19 protein-coding genes and 1 pseudogene are annotated in these 20,921 nt (G+C 37.3%); 10 read left to right on the top strand and 10 right to left on the bottom strand.

Features of this window, described 5'->3' with window-relative positions:
- Positions 1 to 41 precede the first annotated feature (41 nt).
- The gene (locus J2S19_RS16250) at positions 42 to 803 is read right to left on the bottom strand and encodes an RsfA family transcriptional regulator (RefSeq protein ID WP_307344212.1); all 762 of its coding nucleotides are present in this window, start codon (positions 801 to 803) and stop codon (positions 42 to 44) included.
- Between the two features lie 334 nt (positions 804 to 1,137).
- On the opposite strand from J2S19_RS16250, the gene J2S19_RS16245 reads away from it, so the two are divergent.
- The 4 genes from J2S19_RS16245 (at position 1,138) to J2S19_RS16230 (ending at position 4,865) form a co-directional block, all read left to right on the top strand.
- Positions 1,138 to 1,362 (top strand): YuzB family protein, encoded by a 225-nt coding sequence (locus J2S19_RS16245; protein WP_307344211.1) that lies wholly within the window; start codon positions 1,138 to 1,140, stop codon positions 1,360 to 1,362.
- A 291-nt stretch (positions 1,363 to 1,653) separates the two neighbouring features.
- Positions 1,654 to 2,955, top strand: a complete 1,302-nt coding sequence (locus tag J2S19_RS16240; RefSeq protein ID WP_307344210.1) for an HD domain-containing protein — start codon at positions 1,654 to 1,656, stop codon at positions 2,953 to 2,955.
- 44 nt (positions 2,956 to 2,999) lie between these two features.
- A complete protein-coding gene (locus J2S19_RS16235; RefSeq protein ID WP_307344209.1) occupies positions 3,000 to 3,521 on the top strand; it encodes a YwgA family protein in 522 nt (173 codons plus the stop codon).
- Between the two features lie 201 nt (positions 3,522 to 3,722).
- Positions 3,723 to 4,865, top strand: a complete 1,143-nt coding sequence (locus tag J2S19_RS16230; RefSeq protein ID WP_307344208.1) for a family 8 glycosyl hydrolase — start codon at positions 3,723 to 3,725, stop codon at positions 4,863 to 4,865.
- A 54-nt stretch (positions 4,866 to 4,919) separates the two neighbouring features.
- Here J2S19_RS16230 and thmT read toward each other — a convergent pair whose 3' ends face one another.
- Entirely contained in the window at positions 4,920 to 5,105 is a 186-nt protein-coding gene (thmT, locus tag J2S19_RS16225; RefSeq protein WP_307344207.1) for a 2-hydroxymuconate tautomerase, read from the bottom strand.
- A gap of 150 nt (positions 5,106 to 5,255) precedes the next feature.
- On the opposite strand from thmT, the gene J2S19_RS16220 reads away from it, so the two are divergent.
- Together J2S19_RS16220 and J2S19_RS16215 are read left to right on the top strand one after the other, a co-directional pair.
- Positions 5,256 to 5,930 carry a site-2 protease family protein gene (locus J2S19_RS16220; protein WP_307344206.1) on the top strand — a complete coding sequence of 225 codons (675 nt, stop codon included), beginning with the start codon at positions 5,256 to 5,258 and terminating at the stop codon, positions 5,928 to 5,930.
- Positions 5,931 to 6,014: 84 nt separating this feature from the next.
- Positions 6,015 to 6,530: a YwhD family protein gene (locus J2S19_RS16215; RefSeq protein WP_307344205.1), complete on the top strand. Its 516-nt coding sequence runs from the start codon at positions 6,015 to 6,017 to the stop codon at positions 6,528 to 6,530.
- Between the two features lie 144 nt (positions 6,531 to 6,674).
- Here the strand turns inward: J2S19_RS16215 and J2S19_RS16210 are convergent, their stop codons facing one another.
- Positions 6,675 to 8,750, bottom strand: a complete 2,076-nt coding sequence (locus tag J2S19_RS16210) for a transglycosylase domain-containing protein (protein ID WP_307344204.1) — start codon at positions 8,748 to 8,750, stop codon at positions 6,675 to 6,677.
- A gap of 228 nt (positions 8,751 to 8,978) precedes the next feature.
- Between J2S19_RS16210 and speE the strand changes: the two genes are divergently transcribed.
- Both speE and speB read left to right on the top strand, forming a co-directional pair.
- Complete coding sequence (gene speE / locus J2S19_RS16205; RefSeq protein WP_307344203.1) at positions 8,979 to 9,809, top strand: spermidine synthase; 831 nt, start codon at positions 8,979 to 8,981, stop codon at positions 9,807 to 9,809.
- A gap of 66 nt (positions 9,810 to 9,875) precedes the next feature.
- Positions 9,876 to 10,757, top strand: coding sequence for an agmatinase (gene speB / locus J2S19_RS16200; protein ID WP_307344202.1), 882 nt, complete (start codon positions 9,876 to 9,878; stop codon positions 10,755 to 10,757).
- 1,459 nt (positions 10,758 to 12,216) lie between these two features.
- On the opposite strand, the gene J2S19_RS23745 is transcribed toward speB, so the two are convergent.
- Complete coding sequence (locus tag J2S19_RS23745) at positions 12,217 to 12,885, bottom strand: methyl-accepting chemotaxis protein (protein WP_370875162.1); 669 nt, start codon at positions 12,883 to 12,885, stop codon at positions 12,217 to 12,219.
- Between the two features lie 108 nt (positions 12,886 to 12,993).
- Positions 12,994 to 13,515: pseudogene (locus tag J2S19_RS23740) on the bottom strand (protoglobin family protein); the annotation flags it as partial.
- Between the two features lie 343 nt (positions 13,516 to 13,858).
- On the opposite strand from J2S19_RS23740, the gene J2S19_RS16190 reads away from it, so the two are divergent.
- Positions 13,859 to 14,290, top strand: coding sequence for a YwiB family protein (locus J2S19_RS16190; RefSeq protein WP_307344200.1), 432 nt, complete (start codon positions 13,859 to 13,861; stop codon positions 14,288 to 14,290).
- Positions 14,287 to 15,957 (top strand): arginine--tRNA ligase, encoded by a 1,671-nt coding sequence (gene argS / locus J2S19_RS16185; RefSeq protein WP_307344199.1) that lies wholly within the window; start codon positions 14,287 to 14,289, stop codon positions 15,955 to 15,957. The genes J2S19_RS16190 and argS overlap by 4 nt, the downstream gene beginning before the upstream one ends.
- Before the next feature lie 55 nt (positions 15,958 to 16,012).
- Here argS and J2S19_RS16180 read toward each other — a convergent pair whose 3' ends face one another.
- The 5 genes from J2S19_RS16180 to cls form a co-directional block, all read right to left on the bottom strand.
- On the bottom strand, positions 16,013 to 16,777 hold the full coding sequence (locus tag J2S19_RS16180; protein ID WP_307344198.1) for a hypothetical protein: 765 nt from the start codon (positions 16,775 to 16,777) through the stop codon (positions 16,013 to 16,015).
- Positions 16,778 to 17,275: 498 nt separating this feature from the next.
- Entirely contained in the window at positions 17,276 to 18,007 is a 732-nt protein-coding gene (locus J2S19_RS16175; RefSeq protein WP_307344197.1) for a CPBP family intramembrane glutamic endopeptidase, read from the bottom strand.
- 16 nt (positions 18,008 to 18,023) lie between these two features.
- Complete coding sequence (locus J2S19_RS16170) at positions 18,024 to 18,461, bottom strand: MarR family winged helix-turn-helix transcriptional regulator (protein WP_307344196.1); 438 nt, start codon at positions 18,459 to 18,461, stop codon at positions 18,024 to 18,026.
- 126 nt (positions 18,462 to 18,587) lie between these two features.
- The gene (gene uvsE / locus J2S19_RS16165; protein WP_307344195.1) at positions 18,588 to 19,544 is read right to left on the bottom strand and encodes a UV DNA damage repair endonuclease UvsE; all 957 of its coding nucleotides are present in this window, start codon (positions 19,542 to 19,544) and stop codon (positions 18,588 to 18,590) included.
- A 23-nt stretch (positions 19,545 to 19,567) separates the two neighbouring features.
- Complete coding sequence (cls, locus tag J2S19_RS16160; RefSeq protein WP_370875161.1) at positions 19,568 to 20,761, bottom strand: cardiolipin synthase; 1,194 nt, start codon at positions 20,759 to 20,761, stop codon at positions 19,568 to 19,570.
- Between the last annotated feature and the right edge of the window lie 160 nt (positions 20,762 to 20,921).

The raw sequence follows: 20,921 nt of genomic DNA, 5'->3' as shown, positions 1-20,921 counted from the left end.
AGAATTGCTTTATGCTAATAATCCCATTTTCATAATCTCTATTATTCAGCTAGCTTCTCTAAATTACCATTACGGTCCATTTTAAACGTTGTCGGTGCTGAACGATCCTCTTCATCAAATAATACGAGTTTTCTTGCACGGTTCATAATCTTCATTAATGTCTCATAATCTTCTTGAACAGTAACAGTATCTTTCTCGAGTTTTTCTACCTTTTTCTTCAGATCTTCATTTTCAGACATAAGGTCTTGATTTTCACGTTTTAAACGCTGGTTCTCACTTAGTAATGCTTCAGAATGCTCATTTTTTGTTTTATACGTTTGTAAAAACGAAATGACTTGGTCCATTGTTAATTGGTTTGAAACTGTATATGGTTGACTAGTAGGAACTACTTGTTTAGTAGGTTGTGTTTGCAACGGTAAATTCGTTTTTACATCTTCATCCTCTGGCATTACCTCAGCCATATGACTCTCTAAAGCTGACATCATCGTCAGTTCTTCTTGCTCATCAATATCCAAACTAGGAACTTCTGGAGAATATAGAAGCTGTTTTTTAACAGGCTGACCTTTACCGAGCGCTCTCATCCGTTGCTTTCGTTGCTTCTTCGCTAATTGCAGTGCTTTTTCATAATCGTGACGAACAACAGCATTCCACCTGAAGCCACATGCAGCAGAAGTACGATTGAGCTTATCTCCAACCTCTTCAAAAGCATTTAGCTGTGTGCTTCCTTCGCGTACGTGTCTTAAAACTGTTTCCGCTAGTAATAAATCATTCTCTTGAGACCATGCGTCTTGTCTTTGTTTCATAAACTTTTCCAACTCCCTATATAAATAGATAATTCAAGTTAACTGTTATTAAGCATGGACAAGTTGCTAAAATTTTATTCATTTATGTTACGAGGATAGTAGATTTTTTTAATGAATGTAAAAATCTTTTAGCTTCAGAATCTACTACAAATGGCAAGATTGCCCACTGTTTACTTAACTTGCAATACGTATAAAATAGCGGTAAAATATGTTCTAGTGTAAAAATGAAAGATTCATTTATTACCTTTAACATCAAACCTTACCTTTTAATATGGCCATACGTTCGTATGCTTATTCTATAAATGAAGTATTTTTTAGAAAGGGATGTAACAACATGGCAAATGAGTTTAGAATCTGTGACGATTGCCAAGCAACGAATATTAAGACGTTAGTGCCACGTCTAAAGGAAATAGATGGGGAGGCACCAATCGATATTGCCTGTCAATCCTACTGTGGACCAGGTCGAAAGAAATCCTTTGCATTTGTAAATAATCGCCCTGTCGCAGCTCCAACAGAGGATGAATTAATCGAAAAAATTAAAGCTAAGCTAAAAAAATAACCATCACCTTGTAAAAACCATACAATGGTGATTTTTTATTTGCGGAAAAAAGACAGTGTAAAATCACAACTAAGCCTGTTGTTTAAAGCTATTAGCACGAACTAAATCATAAACAAACTTACTTAAAACTAAGTTTTTATAAACAAAAATCGTAATATCAAAACTGTTATTAAGAGAGAGAACTAGATATAATAGAAGCAGATTATCTTGCTTACAATTGGCTTAGGGCAACTTATGTTGGACGAGCCATTTTGTCGGTTTTTCTCAAATAAGAACGGAAGTGGGAAGACAATGGTAAATAAAAAGTTGTCTGAAGAAAAGGTGTTCAAAGATCCCGTTCATCGTTATATCCATGTACGTGATGAGTTGATATGGGACTTGATAGGTACAAAGGAATTTCAAAGGTTACGAAGAATTCGTCAGCTTGGCACGACATTTTTTACATTTCATGGTGCAGAGCATAGTAGGTTTAATCACTCGTTAGGTGTCTATGAGATTGTAAGACGAATTGTCGACGACGTATTTAAAGGACGTCCGCAGTGGAATGATGAAGAGAGACTGTTATGCCTTTGTGCGGCATTATTACATGATTTGGGTCACGGTCCTTTCTCACATTCGTTTGAAAAGGTGTTTCACCTTGACCATGAAGATTATACACAAGCAATCATTTTAGGAGATACGGAGGTTCACGCTGTTTTAAGTGAGCAAGGTGTCGATTTTCCTAAAAAGGTTGCCGAAGTTATTGCAAAAACCTATGAAAATAAACAGGTTGTGAGTTTAATATCTAGCCAGATTGATGCAGATCGCATGGATTACTTGCAACGTGATGCGTACTATACCGGGGTCAGCTACGGTCATTTCGATATGGAACGGATTTTACGTGTGATGAGACCACGCGAGGACCAGGTTGTGATTAAAAGCAGTGGGATGCACGCTGTCGAGGATTATATTATGAGCCGCTATCAAATGTATTGGCAAGTGTATTTTCATCCCGTAACCCGCAGTGCAGAAGTAATTTTAACAAAAATCCTACACCGGGCAAAATTGCTTCACCAACAGTTTTTTGCTTTCAAACATGAACCGTTGCATTTTTACTCGCTGTTTAAAGAGGAAATGACGCTTGAAGATTATTTAAAGCTCGATGAATCAGTCATCCTGTATTATTTTCAAGCGTGGCAGGACGAGGATGATGCAATATTAAGTGATTTATGTAGGAGATTTATGGATCGAAAGCTTTTTAAATACGTAGAGTTTAATCCGAATGTGCAAATGATGACGCTTATGGAACTAAACTCATTGTTTAAAAAGGCAGGCATAGACCCTGATTATTACTTAGTAGTCGATTCATCATCAGATTTGCCTTACGATTTTTATCGCCCAGGTGAGGAAGAAGAGCGACTGCCAATTCATCTACAAATGGCAAATGGTGAAATTCGAGAGTTATCAAGAGAATCAGAAATCGTTGATGCGATATCTGGGAAAAGAAGAACAGACCATAAATTATATTTTCCATTAGATATGCTTGAAGACTTTTCAACAAAGCGAGCTGCAAAGAAGAAAATACTAGAACTATTACACTTAACAAATAGTTAAAAACGAAAAGAGAGACATAGAAAGAGTTAGGAGATGACGGGGCTTTGATGAAAGAACATGCTAAGCTGATAAAGGTCATATCATCAGCTGGTGAAATCATTGGTCGGAAAAAGCTACAGAAAATGATTTATATTGCAAAAAAAGTGAATCTACCTTTTTATGAAAAATATAACTTCCACTTCTATGGGCCATATTCAGAGGAATTAACGTTACGTATTGAAGAGCTCTGCAATTTGGGTTTCATCAATGAAATACATGAAAAAAAGGGTGGCTATTTTCAGTATCGTTATTCTTTAACAGAATCAGGTCAGCAATTTTTAGGTCACTATGATGTGGACATGCCGCAGTTAAAGGCTTGTATGCTAGATTTAAACGAACAGAATTCACGTTTTTTAGAGCTAGTATCAACCATTTTATATTTTGAAGGCTTAGATGCTGATGAAGTAAGAGAAAAGATTTATACGCTAAAAAGTAAGCAGCGCTACACAGAGGAAGAAATCCAAGAAGCATATCAATATATTCATAAGATTAAAGAAATCGTTGGAGTTGAGCTCGCTAAACAATAGTTTGCGGGCTTTTTTAATGAATGTTATAAGCATATCTATTTGTCGAGAAAACGTCATTAGTGGTAAATCTATAGTTTTCAAAGCAACACCTATAGTTTTTAGGGTTACTGAAACGGAAAGTGACCGTTATAATGTAAGTGCTTACAAAAGAGCGCTTGTGGCTCTTAGTTTGTATATCTAACCTATTAGGGAGGTAAAGCTTTGACAGAAACTGCTGCATATTATAGTGGAAACTATCGCAATGTCTTTAAGGAATTAGGATTTTCAAATGAGGAAATTCAAGACCGGATTGATGATACGTGGAATAAACTCTTTACAGATGAGAATAAAGAAACACAAATTTATTATCCTGTAGGCAATGACAAGGCATATATGTTAGATACAGGCAATCTAGATGTGCGCACTGAAGGTATGTCATACGGGATGATGATGGCTGTACAAATGGATGAAAAAGATGTCTTTAATCGCTTATGGAATTGGACCTATCAATATATGTTTATGACAGAAGGGGAAAATGCAGGGTATTTTGCATGGTCTTGTAATCCGGACGGAACAAAACGTTCATATGGACCTGCTCCAGATGGAGAAGAATACTTTGCACTAGCATTATTTTTCGCTTCCCACCGATGGGGTGATGGCCAAGGTATTTTTAATTATGGAAAGCAGGCTCGAGATTTATTACGAACATGCTTACACAAAGGTGAAAATGAGATCGGGCATCCAATGTGGAATCTTGAAAACAAGCTAATAAAGTTCGTTCCGAATGTAGAGTTTTCAGACCCATCCTATCATTTACCCCATTTTTATGAGTTGTTTTCGTTGTGGGCGTACCCTGAGGATCAGGATTTCTGGAAGGAAGCAGCAGCTGCAAGTAGAGCATACATAAAGAAATCATGTCATAGCAAAACAGGGCTAGCTCCTGAATATGCGTATTATGATGGGACACCGAATAATGAAAATGGATATGGCCATTTTTTTAGTGATTCCTATCGTGTCGCTTGTAACATTGCTCTCGATTATGAATGGTTTAAGGATGAACAATGTCCTGTTGATGTCGCCTACCGAATTCAACAGTTTTTTGCCGATAAAGACCCGGAAGATTATCGTCGTTATACGATAGACGGGGAACCTTTTGAAGAAAAAGCATTACATCCGGTTGGACTTATTGCGACAAATGCATTTGCTTCGCTTGCGACAGATGGACCAAATGCAGAAAAGCTAGTTAAATTATTTTGGGAAACCCCAGTGCGTACCGGAGAGCGGAGATACTATGACAATTGTCTATACTTCTTTAGTTTACTGGCGTTAAGCGGTAACTTTAAAATTTGGAAGGCTAATAGTTAACTCAACTTACAATCAGTGGGGGTGAACAAAACCCCACTGACCTGAAGTTTCACTTTATTGATCACTCAATCTTTTCCCACCGACACCATAATGGTTCTTTGTCATTTCCTCAATAAATACAACGATTTTCTCATCAGGTGCACCAGTTGTTTCAGAGACAGCTGCAGTTACTTTTTCTACTAGTGCCTTCTTTTGTTCCTCTGTTCTGCCTTCAAGCATTTTCACTGTTACGTATGGCATTGTGTTCATCCTTCCTCGAATTAATTTTTGCCGATTTCACTTACTTTACATTACTACAAAATGTCATCAGCATGTAAATATAGTATACTTTAAGCGTGTACATTTGCATAATGAGTGATGTTCAGATATTATCAGTCAAAGGAGAGCGAGATGGAGACATTAGATCAGTTTTTAGCATTTCCTATCGAAATGATTCCTTATGTAGTCATTACATTAATCATTGCATTTAGCTGTCATGAGTTTGCCCATGCGTATGTCGCATATAAATTTGGAGACCCGACAGCTAAAAATCAAGGGAGATTGACACTTTCACCTTTATCCCATTTGGATCCATTTGGGACGATTCTTATTTTTATCGCAGGGTTTGGATGGGCGCGGCCTGTACCTGTTAATCGTTATTTTTTTAAAAGGCCTCGCTTAGCAGGAGTGCTTGTTTCTGTTGCTGGTCCAGTTAGTAATTTGCTATTAGGTTTCCTTGGAACGTTAATTTGGTACATCCTATTAAATACAAATAGTCTTTCAGCAGTACCCGACAATGTAGTTGGTGGCATTCAGTCATTTTTTAATATTTTTGTCTCACTGAATGTGATGCTGTTTATTTTTAATTTACTTCCTTTCCCGCCATTAGACGGTTATCGGATTATTGAAGATTTGGCTCCACTGCATATTAGAGCGAAAATGACACAATATGAAAGTTACGGTATTATCGTTTTTTTAATACTTGTCATAACACCTTTAGATCGTATTATATTAGCACCGATTTTTGATGTTGGCCGCTCGGCCGTGATGTGGATATTCCATTTCTTGTTAAACCCACTATTATAGCTTTAGTTGTTAATACTGGCTTTTAGCTTACATAACTTAGTAACATAAGATTAGGTATAAATGTTGTAAAGGAGGTCCTATTTTATGGAGGAAAAGAAAAAGAAGAAAAGCATTGGTTTTAATATTATTAAAAATGACCCAACTGATGGACATGGAGGTTTCGGTGTTGGTGCACTAAGTCTTGATAATGTCTCACCGGTCTTTGTTGACATTGAAGAGGGTGAAGCATTTATTGATATTGGTGCGATGCATGCTCGAAGCACTGTCGAAAAGGGAATTAAGTTTCTGAAAACGAAAGAGGAAGTCCCGAACGGTAAACCTTATTGGCTCGTCTGGGTAACAGTTGACCGAAAAGCAGAAGGGCCATACTATGCGGGTGTCGCAGCATGCGAAATGACGGTTGACCGTTCAATTCGAAGAGGGTATAAGTCACTTCCTGAACATGTTAACCGAATGGACAAATCAATGAAGCGCCACATTATCGTTGACCATATGGATGACCGTTCAAAAGAGATTCTTGCGGATTTCCTGCAAAATCATAACAGTGAGATGTGGGAGCTATCTGACCGTAAGCTAAAGGAAGATTTAAATGCGAAGTAGTTTTTGACGAAAGTGTGACGTTTTCGTGAACAAAATAGTAATATCTTGTGAATTTCTCGTAAAATTAGTAGACTAAAGTTATAGTTTATAAAACTAGGACATAAAAAACCCCGAGCGGATTTCGTTCGGGGTTTTTTACTGGGATTAATCCCACCATTTGAATAGCTTATCGAAAAATCCGCTATCCTGTTTATCATCACTTTTCTCCGCTTTATCTGGAGATGTTTTTTGTTCTGGCTTATGGTCTTTACAATATTCTGTAGGTTCTGTGCCAGCGATATAATAGGTGAACCGTTTGACTGGACAGTCTTTTGTTGCTAATTTTCCGCTAGCCGGATTTATATAAACACCTACAACGCCGTCTGGCGGACGAAATGCCTTCACAGATTGCCCTTCGAGAGCTTGTTCCATAAAGTTCGCCCAAAGTTTCTTCGCATAGCTTCTTTCCTGAACAAGATTGATTGATTTCCCTTTATCGTAACCTGTCCAAACACCTGCTACGAGCTGTGGTGTATAACCTACCATCCAGCTATCAGCTGATGTTGTGCCCGACTTGCCAGCATAGTCTCTTGTTAAAATTGATGCGACAGATTGGCCAGTTACAGATGTATAATCATTTAACCGCGAATCAAACATCCCTGTCATCATATGTGTTGTGACAAAGGCAGCTTCTTTATTTAAAAGCTGTTCACGCTCTTTATTACTCTTATATATAACTTTTCCGTCGGCATCTTCAATTTTTGTGACAAAAGTCGGCTCGATTTTTTTGCCGCCATTTCCAAGCATGCCGTAAGCATTAACTAAATCGATTAACTTTACAGGAGAAGTTCCCAATGCAGATGAAGGGAGCTGCTTCATTTTTGTATGAAATCCAAATTGCTCACTAGTTTCTACCAGCTTTTCCATCCCTAAAAACATATGTGTCTTAACAGCATATATATTATCAGATAATGCAATTGCTTGTAGTAATGTAATAAAGTCGTTAGCATAATATCCATTATAATTATTCGGTTTATACGATGCCTTGCCGTTATCATAGGTAAAGGTCGTCGGTTCACTTTTCATGACCGTTGATGGTGTAAACCCATTTGAAATCGCCGAGTAATATAACAAAGGTTTTATCGTTGAGCCTGGTTGTCTTTCTGCTTGTGTTGCCCGATTGTATGGGCTTTGTTCATAGTCGCGACCGCCTATTAACGCTTTTACATAACCGGTTGCAGGCTCGATGGCAACAAATCCAGCCTGAATCTCGGACTCCTCGTCGATCGTTTCCGTAACTAACTGTTCGGCCTTTCTCTGCATTTCTAAATCTAATGTTGTATAAATGCGCAGACCTTGTGTATGTATCGCTTCTTCATCAATTTTTAATAACCTTGCAACTGATTCAATCATCGCATCTTGATAGTAAGGAGCAATACCATTTAACGCTTGTTTCTCCTTAGTCGAGTAAGTTAGTTTTGTACTCAAAGCTGACTCCAATTCAGCCTCTGTGATGTATCCTTGTTCCCTCATCGTACGAAGAATGAGTGCTTGTCGCTCTTTTGCCTTTTCAGGATTAATAAATGGTGAATATAGGTTTGGACCTTTTGGAATCCCAACTAATAGTGCTGCCTCAGCAAGTGATAATTGTTTAGCATTTTTGCCAAAGTAATAGTTTGCTGCAGCTTCAATTCCATACACTCCATGTCCGTAATAAATCGTATTTAAATAGCCTTCTAATATTTGTTCTTTACTATAGTTTTGTTCAAGACGAATTGTATAGAGCGCCTCTTTCGCTTTTCTCTGCCACGTTTTTCCATGGTCCAAAAATAGATTACGTGCATACTGTTGTGTAATTGTACTCGCTCCTTGTACCTTCGCCATCGCTTTTAAGTCAGCGAGGGCAGCCCCGGCAATTCGTTTATAATCAAATCCATTATGTTGGAAAAAACTTTGATCCTCAATGGAAACCGTTGCATGAACAATATGTTCTGAAACATCTTCAAGTCCAACCCAATATCGACGTTGTCCATTATGCAGTTCCCCAATAATTGAACCATCGCTTGCATAAATAATGGTTGATTGTGGTACAGATAAGGAAGGAGGACCTTGTGATTTCGCGTAAAAAACAACACTAAGAATGAATGTTGAGAATAGAACTAATAATAATAGACCAATAATCGTTAAGGCGCGCAAAGTTTTTAGTGTCATTCGAATTCGCCTAGGTGTCATAATATCCAATCGATTCACCTCCGTTCAGTGAAATAGCCGTACAAAAACATACTGTTAGCCATTATGAGTAATTTTTTACTGTTTTAAACATCTAGTAAAAAAGTAATCATATTTTTCTTGCATTTTTGAATGATTCATCTATACTTTTTTTAGGTTTCTTCATCTGAGAGTAATAGAGGTATTTTCTAAAATGTATATACATCAACAGACTTTTATCGCATGAAGGGATGGAATACAATGAGTGAGTTATGGTACACAGAAAAACAAACGAAAAATTTCGGAATTACTTTAAAGGTAAAAGAAACATTACATACAGAAAAAACAGACTTTCAATACTTAGAAATGATCGATACAGAAGAGTTTGGCCATATGCTTTTTCTTGATGGAATGGTGATGACATCTGAAAAAGATGAGTTTGTGTATCATGAGATGGTTGCACATGTCCCGTTATTTACACACCCTAACCCGGAGAATATTTTAGTTGTTGGGGGCGGCGATGGTGGAGTAATTAGAGAAGTACTTAAACATCCACAAGTGAAAAAGGCAACACTTGTTGATATTGACGGTAAAGTAATCGAATACTCAAAGAAGTATTTACCTGAAATAGCGGGGAAACTCGAAGACCCTCGTGTTGATGTAAAAGTAGGCGATGGCTTTATGCATATTGCTCAAAGCGAAGATGAATATGATGTGATTATGGTCGATTCAACAGAGCCAGTTGGACCAGCCGTTAACCTGTTCACAAAAGGATTTTATGCGGGGATAGCAAAGGCACTGAAAGAGGACGGAATCTTCGTTGCACAAACGGACAACCCATGGTTTACACCAGATTTGATTGCGACGGTACAACGTGATGTGAAGGAAATCTTCCCTATCACAAAGCTATATACAGCAAACATCCCAACGTATCCAAGTGGATTATGGACATTTACAATCGGTTCAAAGAAATATGACCCACTAAAGGTTAGTGATGAACGTTTCCATAACATCGAAACAAAATATTATACAAAAGAGTTGCATAAAGCATGCTTTGTATTACCGAAATTTGTAAGTGACTTACTAGTATAGTTCGGTTTAAAGCATGTAATAAAGTAATGTAACAGACAATATAGACATAGACGGAGGAGAACGGTAATGAAATTTGATGAAGCTTATTCAGGAAATGTATTTATTAAAAGCCACACTAGTTATGAGGAAAGTGAAGCAGTCATATACGGAATGCCGATGGATTGGACAGTAAGTTATCGTCCAGGCTCACGCTTTGGTCCGGCACGTATTCGCGAAGTGTCAATTGGACTTGAAGAGTATAGTGCATATCTTGACAGGGAATTAGAAGAGGTAAAATATTTCGATGCCGGAGACATACCGTTACCTTTTGGAAATCCGCAAAGAAGTATTGAAATGATTGAGGAATATATTGACCGCCTATTAGCTGACGGAAAATACCCTTTAGGAATGGGTGGGGAACATTTAGTTTCGTGGCCAGTCATGAAGGCGATGTATAAAAAGTATCCTGACCTTGCAATCATTCATATGGATGCACATACAGATTTACGCGATGAGTACGAGGGTGAACCCCTTTCTCACTCAACACCAATAAAAAAAATCGCTGAGCTAATCGGTCCGAAAAATGTTTACTCCTTTGGTATCCGTTCTGGAATGAAGGAGGAGTTCCAATGGGCAAAGGAAAATGGCATGCACATTGCGAAGTTTGATGTACTGGAACCATTAAAGAAAGTATTACCAACATTAGCCGGACGTCCAGTATATGTAACAATTGATATTGACGTACTCGATCCTGCACATGCACCAGGTACAGGAACAGTTGATGCTGGTGGAATTACATCGAAAGAATTATTAGCCTCAATTCATGAAATAGCAGCATCAGACATACGCGTAGTAGGCTCCGACTTAGTTGAAGTCGCACCAATTTACGACCATTCAGAACAAACAGCAAATACAGCAAGTAAAATCATTCGTGAAATGATTTTAGGCTGGGTGCAGAAAAAAGGGTAAGGAATGATGTGTTTCAAAGAGATGTGGACTCTATCACATTGCTAAGTGTTAATGAAGACCAATAAGTGAGAAGAGTTACACGGAAATGGTCTTCATACGTTTGATGAAGACCAAAATGAGAGAAGAGTTACACGGAAATGTTCTTCATACGTTTGATGAAGACCAAAAAGTGAGAAGAGTTACACGGAAATGTTCTTCATAATTTTTATGAAGACCAAAACGAGAGGAGAGCTCTGCAGAAAAGTCCTTCATACGTTTGATGAAGACCAAAATGAGAGAAGAGTTACACGGAAATGTTCTTCATAATTTTTATGAAGACCAAAACGAGAGGAGAGCTCTGTAGAAATGTTCTTCATAAGCTCGATGAAGACCAAAACGAGAGAAGAGCTCCGCAGAAAAGTCCTTCATAAGCTCGATGAAGACCAAAACGAGAGGAGAGCTCCGCAGAAAAGTCCTTCATACGTTTGATGAAGACCAAAACGAGGGGAGAGCTCCGCAGAAAAGTCCTTCATACGTTTGATGAAGACCAAAAAGTGAGAAGAGTTTCACGGAAATGGTCTTCATAATTTTTATGAAGACCAAAACGAGAGGAGAGCTCCGCAAAAAAGTCCTTCATACGTTCGATGAAGACCAAAACGAGGGGAGAGCTCCGCCGAAAAGTCCTTCATACGTTTGATGAAGACCAAGATGAGAGAAGAGCTCTGTAGAAAAGTCCTTCATAAGCTCGATGAAGACCAAAAAGTGAGAAGAGTTTCACGGAAATGGTCTTCATAATTTTTATGAAGACCAAAACGAGAGGAGAACTCCGCCGAAAAGTCCTTCATACGTTCGATGAAGACCAAAATGAGAGGGGAGCTCCACCGAAAAGTCCTTCATACGTTCGATGAAGACCAAAACGAGGGGAGAGCTCCGCCGAAAAGTCCTTCATAATTTTTATGAAGACCAAAACGAGAGGAGAGCTCCGCAAAAAAGTCCTTCATACGTTCGATGAAGACCAAAACGAGAGGAGAACTCCGCCGAAAAGTCCTTCATACGTTCGATGAAGACCAAAACGAGGGGAGAGCTCCGTCGAAAAGTCCTTCATACGTTCGATGAAGACCAAAACGAGAGAAGAGTTCCACGTAAATGTCCTTCATGAGACCGTGAAGACCAAAATATATGATGTTCTCTTATGGCTTGGCTCTCATTATTACGACGATTCCGAGCGTTCCAATTAATAACCGAAGTAACCCGATTCAAATCGTTCGATGAGTCCAGAATACGAAAACTTTAAATCTATAAGGAACAGAGCGATAATCCCCATTTTGTAAGTGAGACTCAGTAATAATTTGAGACCAAATAAAATGGCCAGAACTCACCAAAACAATACACTGACTAATGGAAGAAATGTAATACAATTCTCTTTTTAATCAATGAATTATTTTGTGGGTTCTGACCTTTTAGTATTTAGGCACAAATATTAAAAATTCTGCAAAGATTGATTTAAATCATCGGCTAATTTGGCAACGCTAGATGATGCTTCACCGATTTCAGTTAGAAGCTGTGTAAACAATTGAATGTCTTTGTTGCTACGTTCGTTCTGTTCCTTGCTTGAGATGCTAGTCGATAAGATTTGCTCAAATCTTGTGACGGTTTCATTGACATTTTGGTTTGTTTCGATTGTTTTTGTATCAACGTCATTTATTTGTTCTACAACTTGGTCAATTTGTTCTATTGTTGAGCGGACTAAATCTGTAATGTTACTAGATGATTCTTTTGTTTGCTCTGCTAAATTTCGAACCTCTGAGGCTACGACAGAAAAGCCTTTCCCGTGTTCGCCTGCTCTTGCTGCTTCAATGGCAGCATTTAAAGCAAGTAAATTCGTTTGTTCTGCGATTGAAGTAATGACAGCTACGATTTCACCTATTTCTTTTGATGTAACGGCCAATGAGGAAATACTTTGTTTAATTTGATTGACACTATCCTTAAGGACTGTTGTCTGTTGGATGACTACATCTAATTGGTCTTTTCCGGTTAGAGAACTTTCTGTTGTTAAGATTGAAGTGTTTAAGCCTTCTTCAATATTCTCTTTAATTTTTTCCGAACGATGGATAACTTCCTCAACAGTTGCTCCTGTTTCCTCAGCCATTGAAGCTAAATCCTCAGTAATAGTTCCAATCGATTTCTTTACTTCTAGTTTTGCATTATTCTCTCGTCCGAGTAGCATTTGGTTTTGTTCAAATTGAAGTGCTGCTAAACAGATTTGTGCCTCTAAGTTAAAGATTTTTGCAGATACCTTATGTGCGATTACTAAACTTTCAGGATCATGAGCGAATGTTTTGTTGATAATTTCAGCAATGGCATCTATCAAAAGTTGGTTTGTACATAAATACCACTTTATTTCTACACCGATTGATAAGTAGTATTTAGCAAGCTTCATTCTACGTTCGATGTAATTAGATGTTATCTCCCCTGAAAAGAAATCAACAATATATTGTCGAGATTCTTGTTTGTTAATACCTAGTGCATTCATGTCGACAACTTTTCGAACACCGTCAAATGGATGGTTATATAGTGTATCATAAATTTTATCAAAGCCTGCGTCGATATGTGGTTTTAATGCTTTTGCGATTGCTAATTCAGTAACGGTAAGTCCAAGTAGTTCTAATTGCTGTAATATTTCATGTTGTCCATTTACATCTATAATACCTTTATGCTGCTTTGCTGCTTCCAACAATGATTGAGTTTGGGATTGAACTTTCTTTTTAAATAGAGACATGTTTTTCCTCCAGATAATCTTCTTTGTCTTTATATCGGTCAAAAGTCCTAATTAGTTAACATGTTTTAGAGAAAGAATTGAAAATGTGTAAGGGTATTCAATAGAGTGATGATTATATATGTGAATGTGGATAGCTGGGTAACAAAAGTTGCAAATAAAAGAACTATCTAGAATGTTAAATAGCCTAGAGTAACATCTTTACAAGTTTTAATGAAACTCCCTTTAAAAACGTCGAAAAGAATAACTATTCAAAACGAGAAATGACCTTTTCACTACTTGCACAGTTGCATTTGGTTCCTTATACTATTAGAGTTAAAGGAGTAACAGAAAAGGGAGTGTTTCCATGTCAAACAGCACACCTATTCAAATCCATGTATTATCGGAAATTCGTAATGAGAAAGACCGAGATAACGAAAAAATCGAGGTAACGACAGTAGGAGAATGTATTTTAAAGGGTTCGACTAAATATATCCGGTATGAAGAAGAACATGAGCTTGGTTCGGTAAAAACAACAGTGAAAATAGCAGCAGATGAAGTTGTTGTAATGAGGACTGGGGCAGTATCAATGAAGCAGCGATTTATTGAAGGTGCAGTGACAACAACTGATTACACAACACCTTTTGGGAAGCTTCAGCTTGAGACAATTACAAATGCTGTATCCCATGTAAGTGATTTGTCTGAAGGTAAGCTCGTTCTTCAATATGATTTGCAAATAGATGAAAAGGAAAAACATATACATACATTAGAAATGACATATAAGGAGGAACAACGATGAATATTGTCGAGCAAGTGAAAGAGCGGTTAAAGGATGAAGTAAAGGCTGCTGTAATAAAAGCTGGTTTAGCAGAAGAATCACAAATTCCAGATGTATTACTTGAAATTCCAAAAGATAAAACACACGGTGATTATTCTACAAATATGGCTATGCAGTTAGCAAGAGTTGCTAAAAAGGCACCTCGGGCAATTGCTGAAGGAATCGTTGAACATTTTGATAAACAAAAGGGTTCAATCGATAAAATTGAAATTGCTGGACCTGGATTTATTAATTTTTATATGAACAATCATTATTTAACGGACTTAATTCCTGCGATACTAACTGCAGGTGAAACTTATGGGGAAACAAATGTAGGAAATGGAGAAAAGGTACAAGTCGAATTTGTATCTGCTAATCCAACAGGAGACTTACATTTAGGACATGCCCGTGGTGCAGCTGTTGGTGATTCATTATGTAATGTGTTAGCAAAAGCTGGTTATGATGTCTCTCGTGAATATTATATAAATGATGCAGGAAACCAAATTAATAACCTTGCCCGTTCTGTTGAAGCACGTTACTTACAAGCGTTAGGCAAAGATGCAGACATGCCAGAGGATGGCTATCATGGTGAAGATATCGTAGCGATTGGTAAAAAGCTTGCAGAAGAATATGGCGACCGCTTTGCAAATGAATCAAGTGAGGAACGATTAAGCTTTTTTAGAGAGTACGGACTTAAATATGAAATGGGTAAATTAAAAGCAGATTTAGAGGAATTTCGTGTTCCTTTTGATGTATGGTATTCTGAAACATCTTTATATCATAACGGAAAAATCGACCAAGCTCTCGCAAAGTTAAAAGAGAAAGGTCATATTTATGAAGAAGAAGGCGCAACTTGGTTCCGTTCAACAACATTTGGTGATGACAAAGACCGTGTTTTAATTAAAAATGATGGCTCATACACGTATTTAACACCAGATATTGCTTATCATAAGGACAAGCTTGACCGCGGCTTTACAAAGTTAATTAATGTGTGGGGCGCAGATCATCACGGCTACATTCCACGTATGAAGGCAGCAATTGAAGCGCTAGGGTACGGTAAAGATACGTTAGAGGTTGAAATCATTCAGCTTGTTCATTTATATAAAAATGGCGAGAAGATGAAAATGAGTAAACGGACTGGAAAAGCTGTTACAATGAGAGATTTAATTGAAGAAGTAGGTTTAGATGCTGTACGTTATTTCTTCGCGATGAGAAGTGCGGATACACATATGGATTTTGACTTAGATTTAGCTGTGTCTACATCTAATGAAAACCCGGTTTACTACGCACAATATGCACATGCGCGGATTTGTAGCATGCTTCGTCAAGGAGAAGAGCAAGGTTTAACATATGACGATAACCTTACATTAGCTGAGATTTCATCTGAAAAAGAATATGATTTATTAAAAAAATTAGGTGAATTCCCACAAGCGGTTGCGGAAGCAGCTCAAAAACGGATTCCACACCGAATCACAAATTACATTTATGATGTAGCTTCTGCATTACACAGCTTTTACAATGCAGAAAAAGTATTAGATGCGGATAACAAAGAAAAAAGCCGTGCAAGATTAGCACTAATGAAAGCAACACAAACAACTTTAAAAAATGCATTAACATTAATTGGCGTTTCCGCACCAGAAAAAATGTAATGATACCAAAGGGTCAGACCCCCAACATATTAAGGGGTCTGACCCCTTTTTACTATCAAGAACAAACTTGTAGTTGCCGTGAATTTACCTCTTGTATAAACTCACTAGGTGAGTCTACCTTTATATGAATCGAGTAAATAGGACGTTCTTTTCCAAAAAAGGTCTTCTTGATGATTGGTTCTTTTAACATAATTTCAACATTATGCCCTTCCATATCAATTAGCAGCATATTAAAAACGGACTTATCTTTTTTATGCTCTTCCATAGATTTCGTTGCTTTAGCAGCATATTGAATGTTCTCGATTAGAATTACTTCATTTGACCGAATACCTAAATGTAAGTATAGCTTCTGACTAGTAACAGTAATCGGCTTTGCTAGGACGGCCTTGTAATCACTAATGAAGTATAGTAAGCAATACACAACTAAAATAGTATGAATCCATGAAATGATTGGAACTAAGTGATGCAATAAGAAAAACACACCTATCCCTTCGATAACAGCTGTTAAGAGAATAGCAGCTAAGAAGATTTTATAGCTTGAATTTTTATGATAGCTATAGTGAGAACCGTTTCGTAAGGGGATTCTATCTACCTTTTTGAAGAGGTAATAATACATTATTAATTCCTTCGTTATGATTGAAGCAAACGGTTGTTTAAATCTTTTCATGAATGTAGTGGTGATTTTTTCTTCAAAGGGTAATGCCTTATCTTGTGCCCGATACAATTTAACTATGCTTCTAATCTGATAAATAAGGAAAGAAATCAGTAAGAGTTCTATTATAATAACAAGCTCTATCGGTATAGAATGGAAAATCCCCATATCTTCCAGCTCCAGTCATTTGTAATCTTTACTAACGGCAGTTTTCGTAAACATTGTTACCTTTTCGTAGTTGTAGCCTTGGGCTGTTTGCGGTGTGAAACCTTGCTTTCAAGCGGGTGATGGTGAACCTCCTTAGTAAGAATCGTGCATTTTCGCTCCAAACCAACCTTTAATTTGATAAATTTAGTGCAAAGAGGCAGGGACATAATCAAAACAACCTAGTTAAATACGAACATTGTTTTAGGGGTTCTATGTTACAAATTCTGTAGGGGTTGATTGGAGCGGAAGTGCGAGACTCCTGCGGGATGCGTGGGAGAGGTGAGACCCCACAGGAGTTTACTCCGAGGAGGCTCACCACCCACCCCGCGGAAAGCGAGTACTGCAGCGGAAATCAACCAGAACGTCTACCATGTAAAAACAACACGAAGATTAAATTGGAATCTAATCTAATAGTTCGTATTTTTCTTATGATTAAAACCTTTTGTCCCACCCTCCTCTCTAAAGGTTTTCTTCATTGTTTGCTGCCTTTGCAACATAATCGAGAAGAAAGTGGAAAATGATTAATGGGATGATACTCTCAAAAACGAAGTAAATCAATCCGAAGAAAATACCAACGATTGCTGTACGAACTACACCGCTAATGCCTTGATATGTGTGAGCTAACCCAAACAAAATACCAGCAAGAACAACGTGTAGCCAAACAGATAATTCTGGGAATAACTCAATAAAGACAAAGAGTAAAAAACCTCGGTAAATGATTTCTTCTGTTACTCCAGCGGTTAACGAAACATAGCCCCAAAGCTTCTTTTCATGAGGAGACTGCGGAAGAATCTCTTGGTAGGGCATACTTTCAAATTGAGATGCTACCTTTTGGCGAAACTGTTCACTCATTTTTAACAAAATAAATTGATAGATGAGGGCTACTACATAGACAAGAAAAAGGACAAGTATGACGATGCTAGGCCATTTTCCTAATGCACTAGTATTAAAAGTAGGCATTGTAATCCCGATTGAAGAATAGGACAACGGTGAAAGAGCAACAACGATGAGGATAACAATGGCAGGGAGCCAAAGACCAATCATTATATCTTTATAATATTTAGTTCGCCTGTTTGTCTCTTCGGGCTTTTCTAACAAATCTCTTTTAAAGCGCTGATAAGAAATATAACCCCAAATAGGTTCATAGGTTAGCAGGAAACAAAGAAATAGCATATAGAAAGTGAAAAGCATAATCTTATTCCTCCTTTTAAGTAGAAGAAGTTACGATAGAGTGTAGCTCCTTTAAAATGCGATGATATTCAACGATATCGTCGGCCGGTAACTTGAGGAAGTATTTCTTAAAGATGTATGTATCGACCTTCTCCATCTCTGCAAAAAATTGTTCCCCTTTCTCAGCAAGTGTGACAAGAGTTTCTCGTCGGTTATCAACATTTACTTCCCTTTTTAAATACCCGAGCTGTTCAAGCTTTTTTACAAATTGACTTGCTGCACTCGGTGTGGCATCAATCATTTGGGCGATTTCCCCCATTGTTGGTTGTTGCTTTTGATGGACAAAGTTAACGATGACAGACTGTTTTGAGGATAGTTCATACTTATCCATTATTTTTTGGTATTCCCGTATGAACACCATTTTGATGTCGTGTGAAAACCGTTCAGATTCAATTAATAGTTCTAGCGGATCCAAAATAGGCACCTCTTTATTTAAGTTATGTTAATAGTTAAGTATACTTAACTAATTTATACCAGAAAAAAACATTGGATACAATTGTATCCAATGTTAATTCACAATTTATTCATATGATTGTTTTTACTACCAATCAATTGTCGCTTCACCAATCCGTTTTATCCCGCGAATTTTTGCTATATCTTCACAAAGCTTTAGTGCAGCAAAATCTTTTTGCTTCGCTTCTATCATAAAATCTACATCTACATTTATTTCCTTTAAATGAGTTAGGAGCGGAAGTAAAAATTCGGCATCAACATAATCTGCATGGCTGCGAAATTCTTTTTCAGATTTTGGAGATGATACATGAATTTTTGGTTTTAGACTAACCCATTCCCATGTCTTAAATATTTCTGGAAGCAGCTCAGGTAGCTTTTCATCATCATGATGATTTGCCATATAATGATGATAATCGAAAAGGAGCGGAATTTTTTCCTTTTGACAAATCGCTAATGTTTCAGATGTTGTATAAGTTTTATCATCATTTTCCAATGTCATCCGCTGTTTAATATGACTCGGGAGCTTTTTTAAATTAATGTGAAATCGTTCTGTTGCAGTCTTTTTATTCCCATAGGCGCCACCTACATGAATATTGATAATTGATTGTTCAGCAAGGCCCATCGCATCTAAAACGTCATAATGATAGGACATATCCCCAACAGCATTTTCCGTAATATGTCGTTTATCACTTGTAAATAGTGTAAACTGATTCGGGTGAAAGCTTGTTCGTAATTGATATTGTTTTACCAGAGTGCCGATTTCAGTGAACAAGTCTTTAAAGGGCGTACGGTAATCCCACTTTACTTCTGGGTGTGTTGCTAATGGGACAAGCGACGATGAAAAGCGGTATAAATAGATTTCATGTGCGATATTGTAATGAATCATTCGTAATGTATGCTTTAAATTTTGCTCTGTTACGTAGAGAAGTTGGCTATGTCTCTCGTCCTCACTTAGCTTTTTCCACCTTGTAAACGTTAATGTCTTTGCGGGTGAGCAATCCCATAGTGAAAGAGCGTGTGATACATAGCCGAATCGAATAATCATCCAATTCCTCCAGTTGTTTCACGTTATAGAAAATGAGAGATCAAGGTTGCAATGCCTTCGGTTATTCGCTTGTGGAATGGCCGCTTTTTATAATCGTCATATGTCAGTAATTCGCAATGGGTCAAATCCTCATCTACATATTTTTTCAGTTCGTTAATAAATACACTGTCATATATGACACAGTTCATTTCATCATTTAAATATTGACTTCGCTTATCAAAATTAGCAGTTCCGATATCACAAAGCCTATCATCAATAATAATGACCTTCGCATGGTAAAAGCCTTGATAAAACCGGTAAACCTCACAACCAGCAGGAATAAGTTTCCCATAGTATGGAAAAGAAGCTTCCTTTACAAATGGGTGGTCTGATTTCATCGGAACCATAAGACGTACCCTTACACCTCTTTTTAAAGCAAGAAGGAGTTCATTTAATAACTCTTTACCTGGAATAAAATAGGGTGTGCAAATGAAAATCTCCTGCTCGGCAGATTGAATAAAATCAATGACATGTTTTTTCAAATGGATGCCATATGTGGCAATATAATGATGTGTACTGCTGCCCTGATATTGTTCTGGAAAGTATGCAGTTTTATCTAAATAATTTTCACCTGTTGAGTCAAACCAATCTTTTAAAAATTGTCTTTGAAGGTCAGTAACACCTTCTCCAGTAATTTTTAAATGATAATCACGCCATAATCCAAACTTCAGCTTGTGCCCTAAATATTCCTTTCCAACATTAAAACCGCCTAAGTAAGCAGTTTTTCCATCTATAACAGAGATTTTTCGGTGATTCCTTGCCTGGCTCGTATAAAAAATAAATGGTAGCCTGACTTTGTGTGTGTATGAAAACTTAACACCTTTAGTTTTTAATTTTGAAATTGTTTTTTTCTTTAATCGATAGCTCCCGATATGATCAACTAATAGCTTCACATCAACACCTTGTGAGGCCTTTTCGGCTAATAACGATAAAAAGTCATGACTAATCTGGTCATTACGTACAATGTAAAAGAGAATGTGGATACTTTCTTTACTCTTCTGTATCGTGTGAAATAAATCTTTAAACAGATGATTTCCATCGACAATTAATTCAAAGTCACTTTGGCGAAGTGGAGTTACCTCATACTTTGATTTTGCCAGATGGTCTTTTCTCCCTAGATAATAGTCGATTGAGAACCATGCAATGATTGCTACTATGAACAAGCCAATTAACAGAATTAATGCCACCTACAAACCTCCTAGCAGCATATTTTTTGTAGTATTAGCAAATTGACAAAGATTATCCGTTAAAAATCACTAAGGCTATGTATTAGAGGCAGTTTGTTTAGAGTGGATTAAACCCTTACTCTAAATTACGATAAATAATCACAAAGGTAAG

This window comes from Metabacillus malikii (assembly GCF_030813355.1).
Classification (GTDB): Bacteria; Bacillota; Bacilli; order Bacillales; family Bacillaceae; genus Metabacillus; species Metabacillus malikii.
Note: the sequence above shows the minus strand (reverse complement) of the source record. Positions and strands in the feature narration are given on the sequence as shown.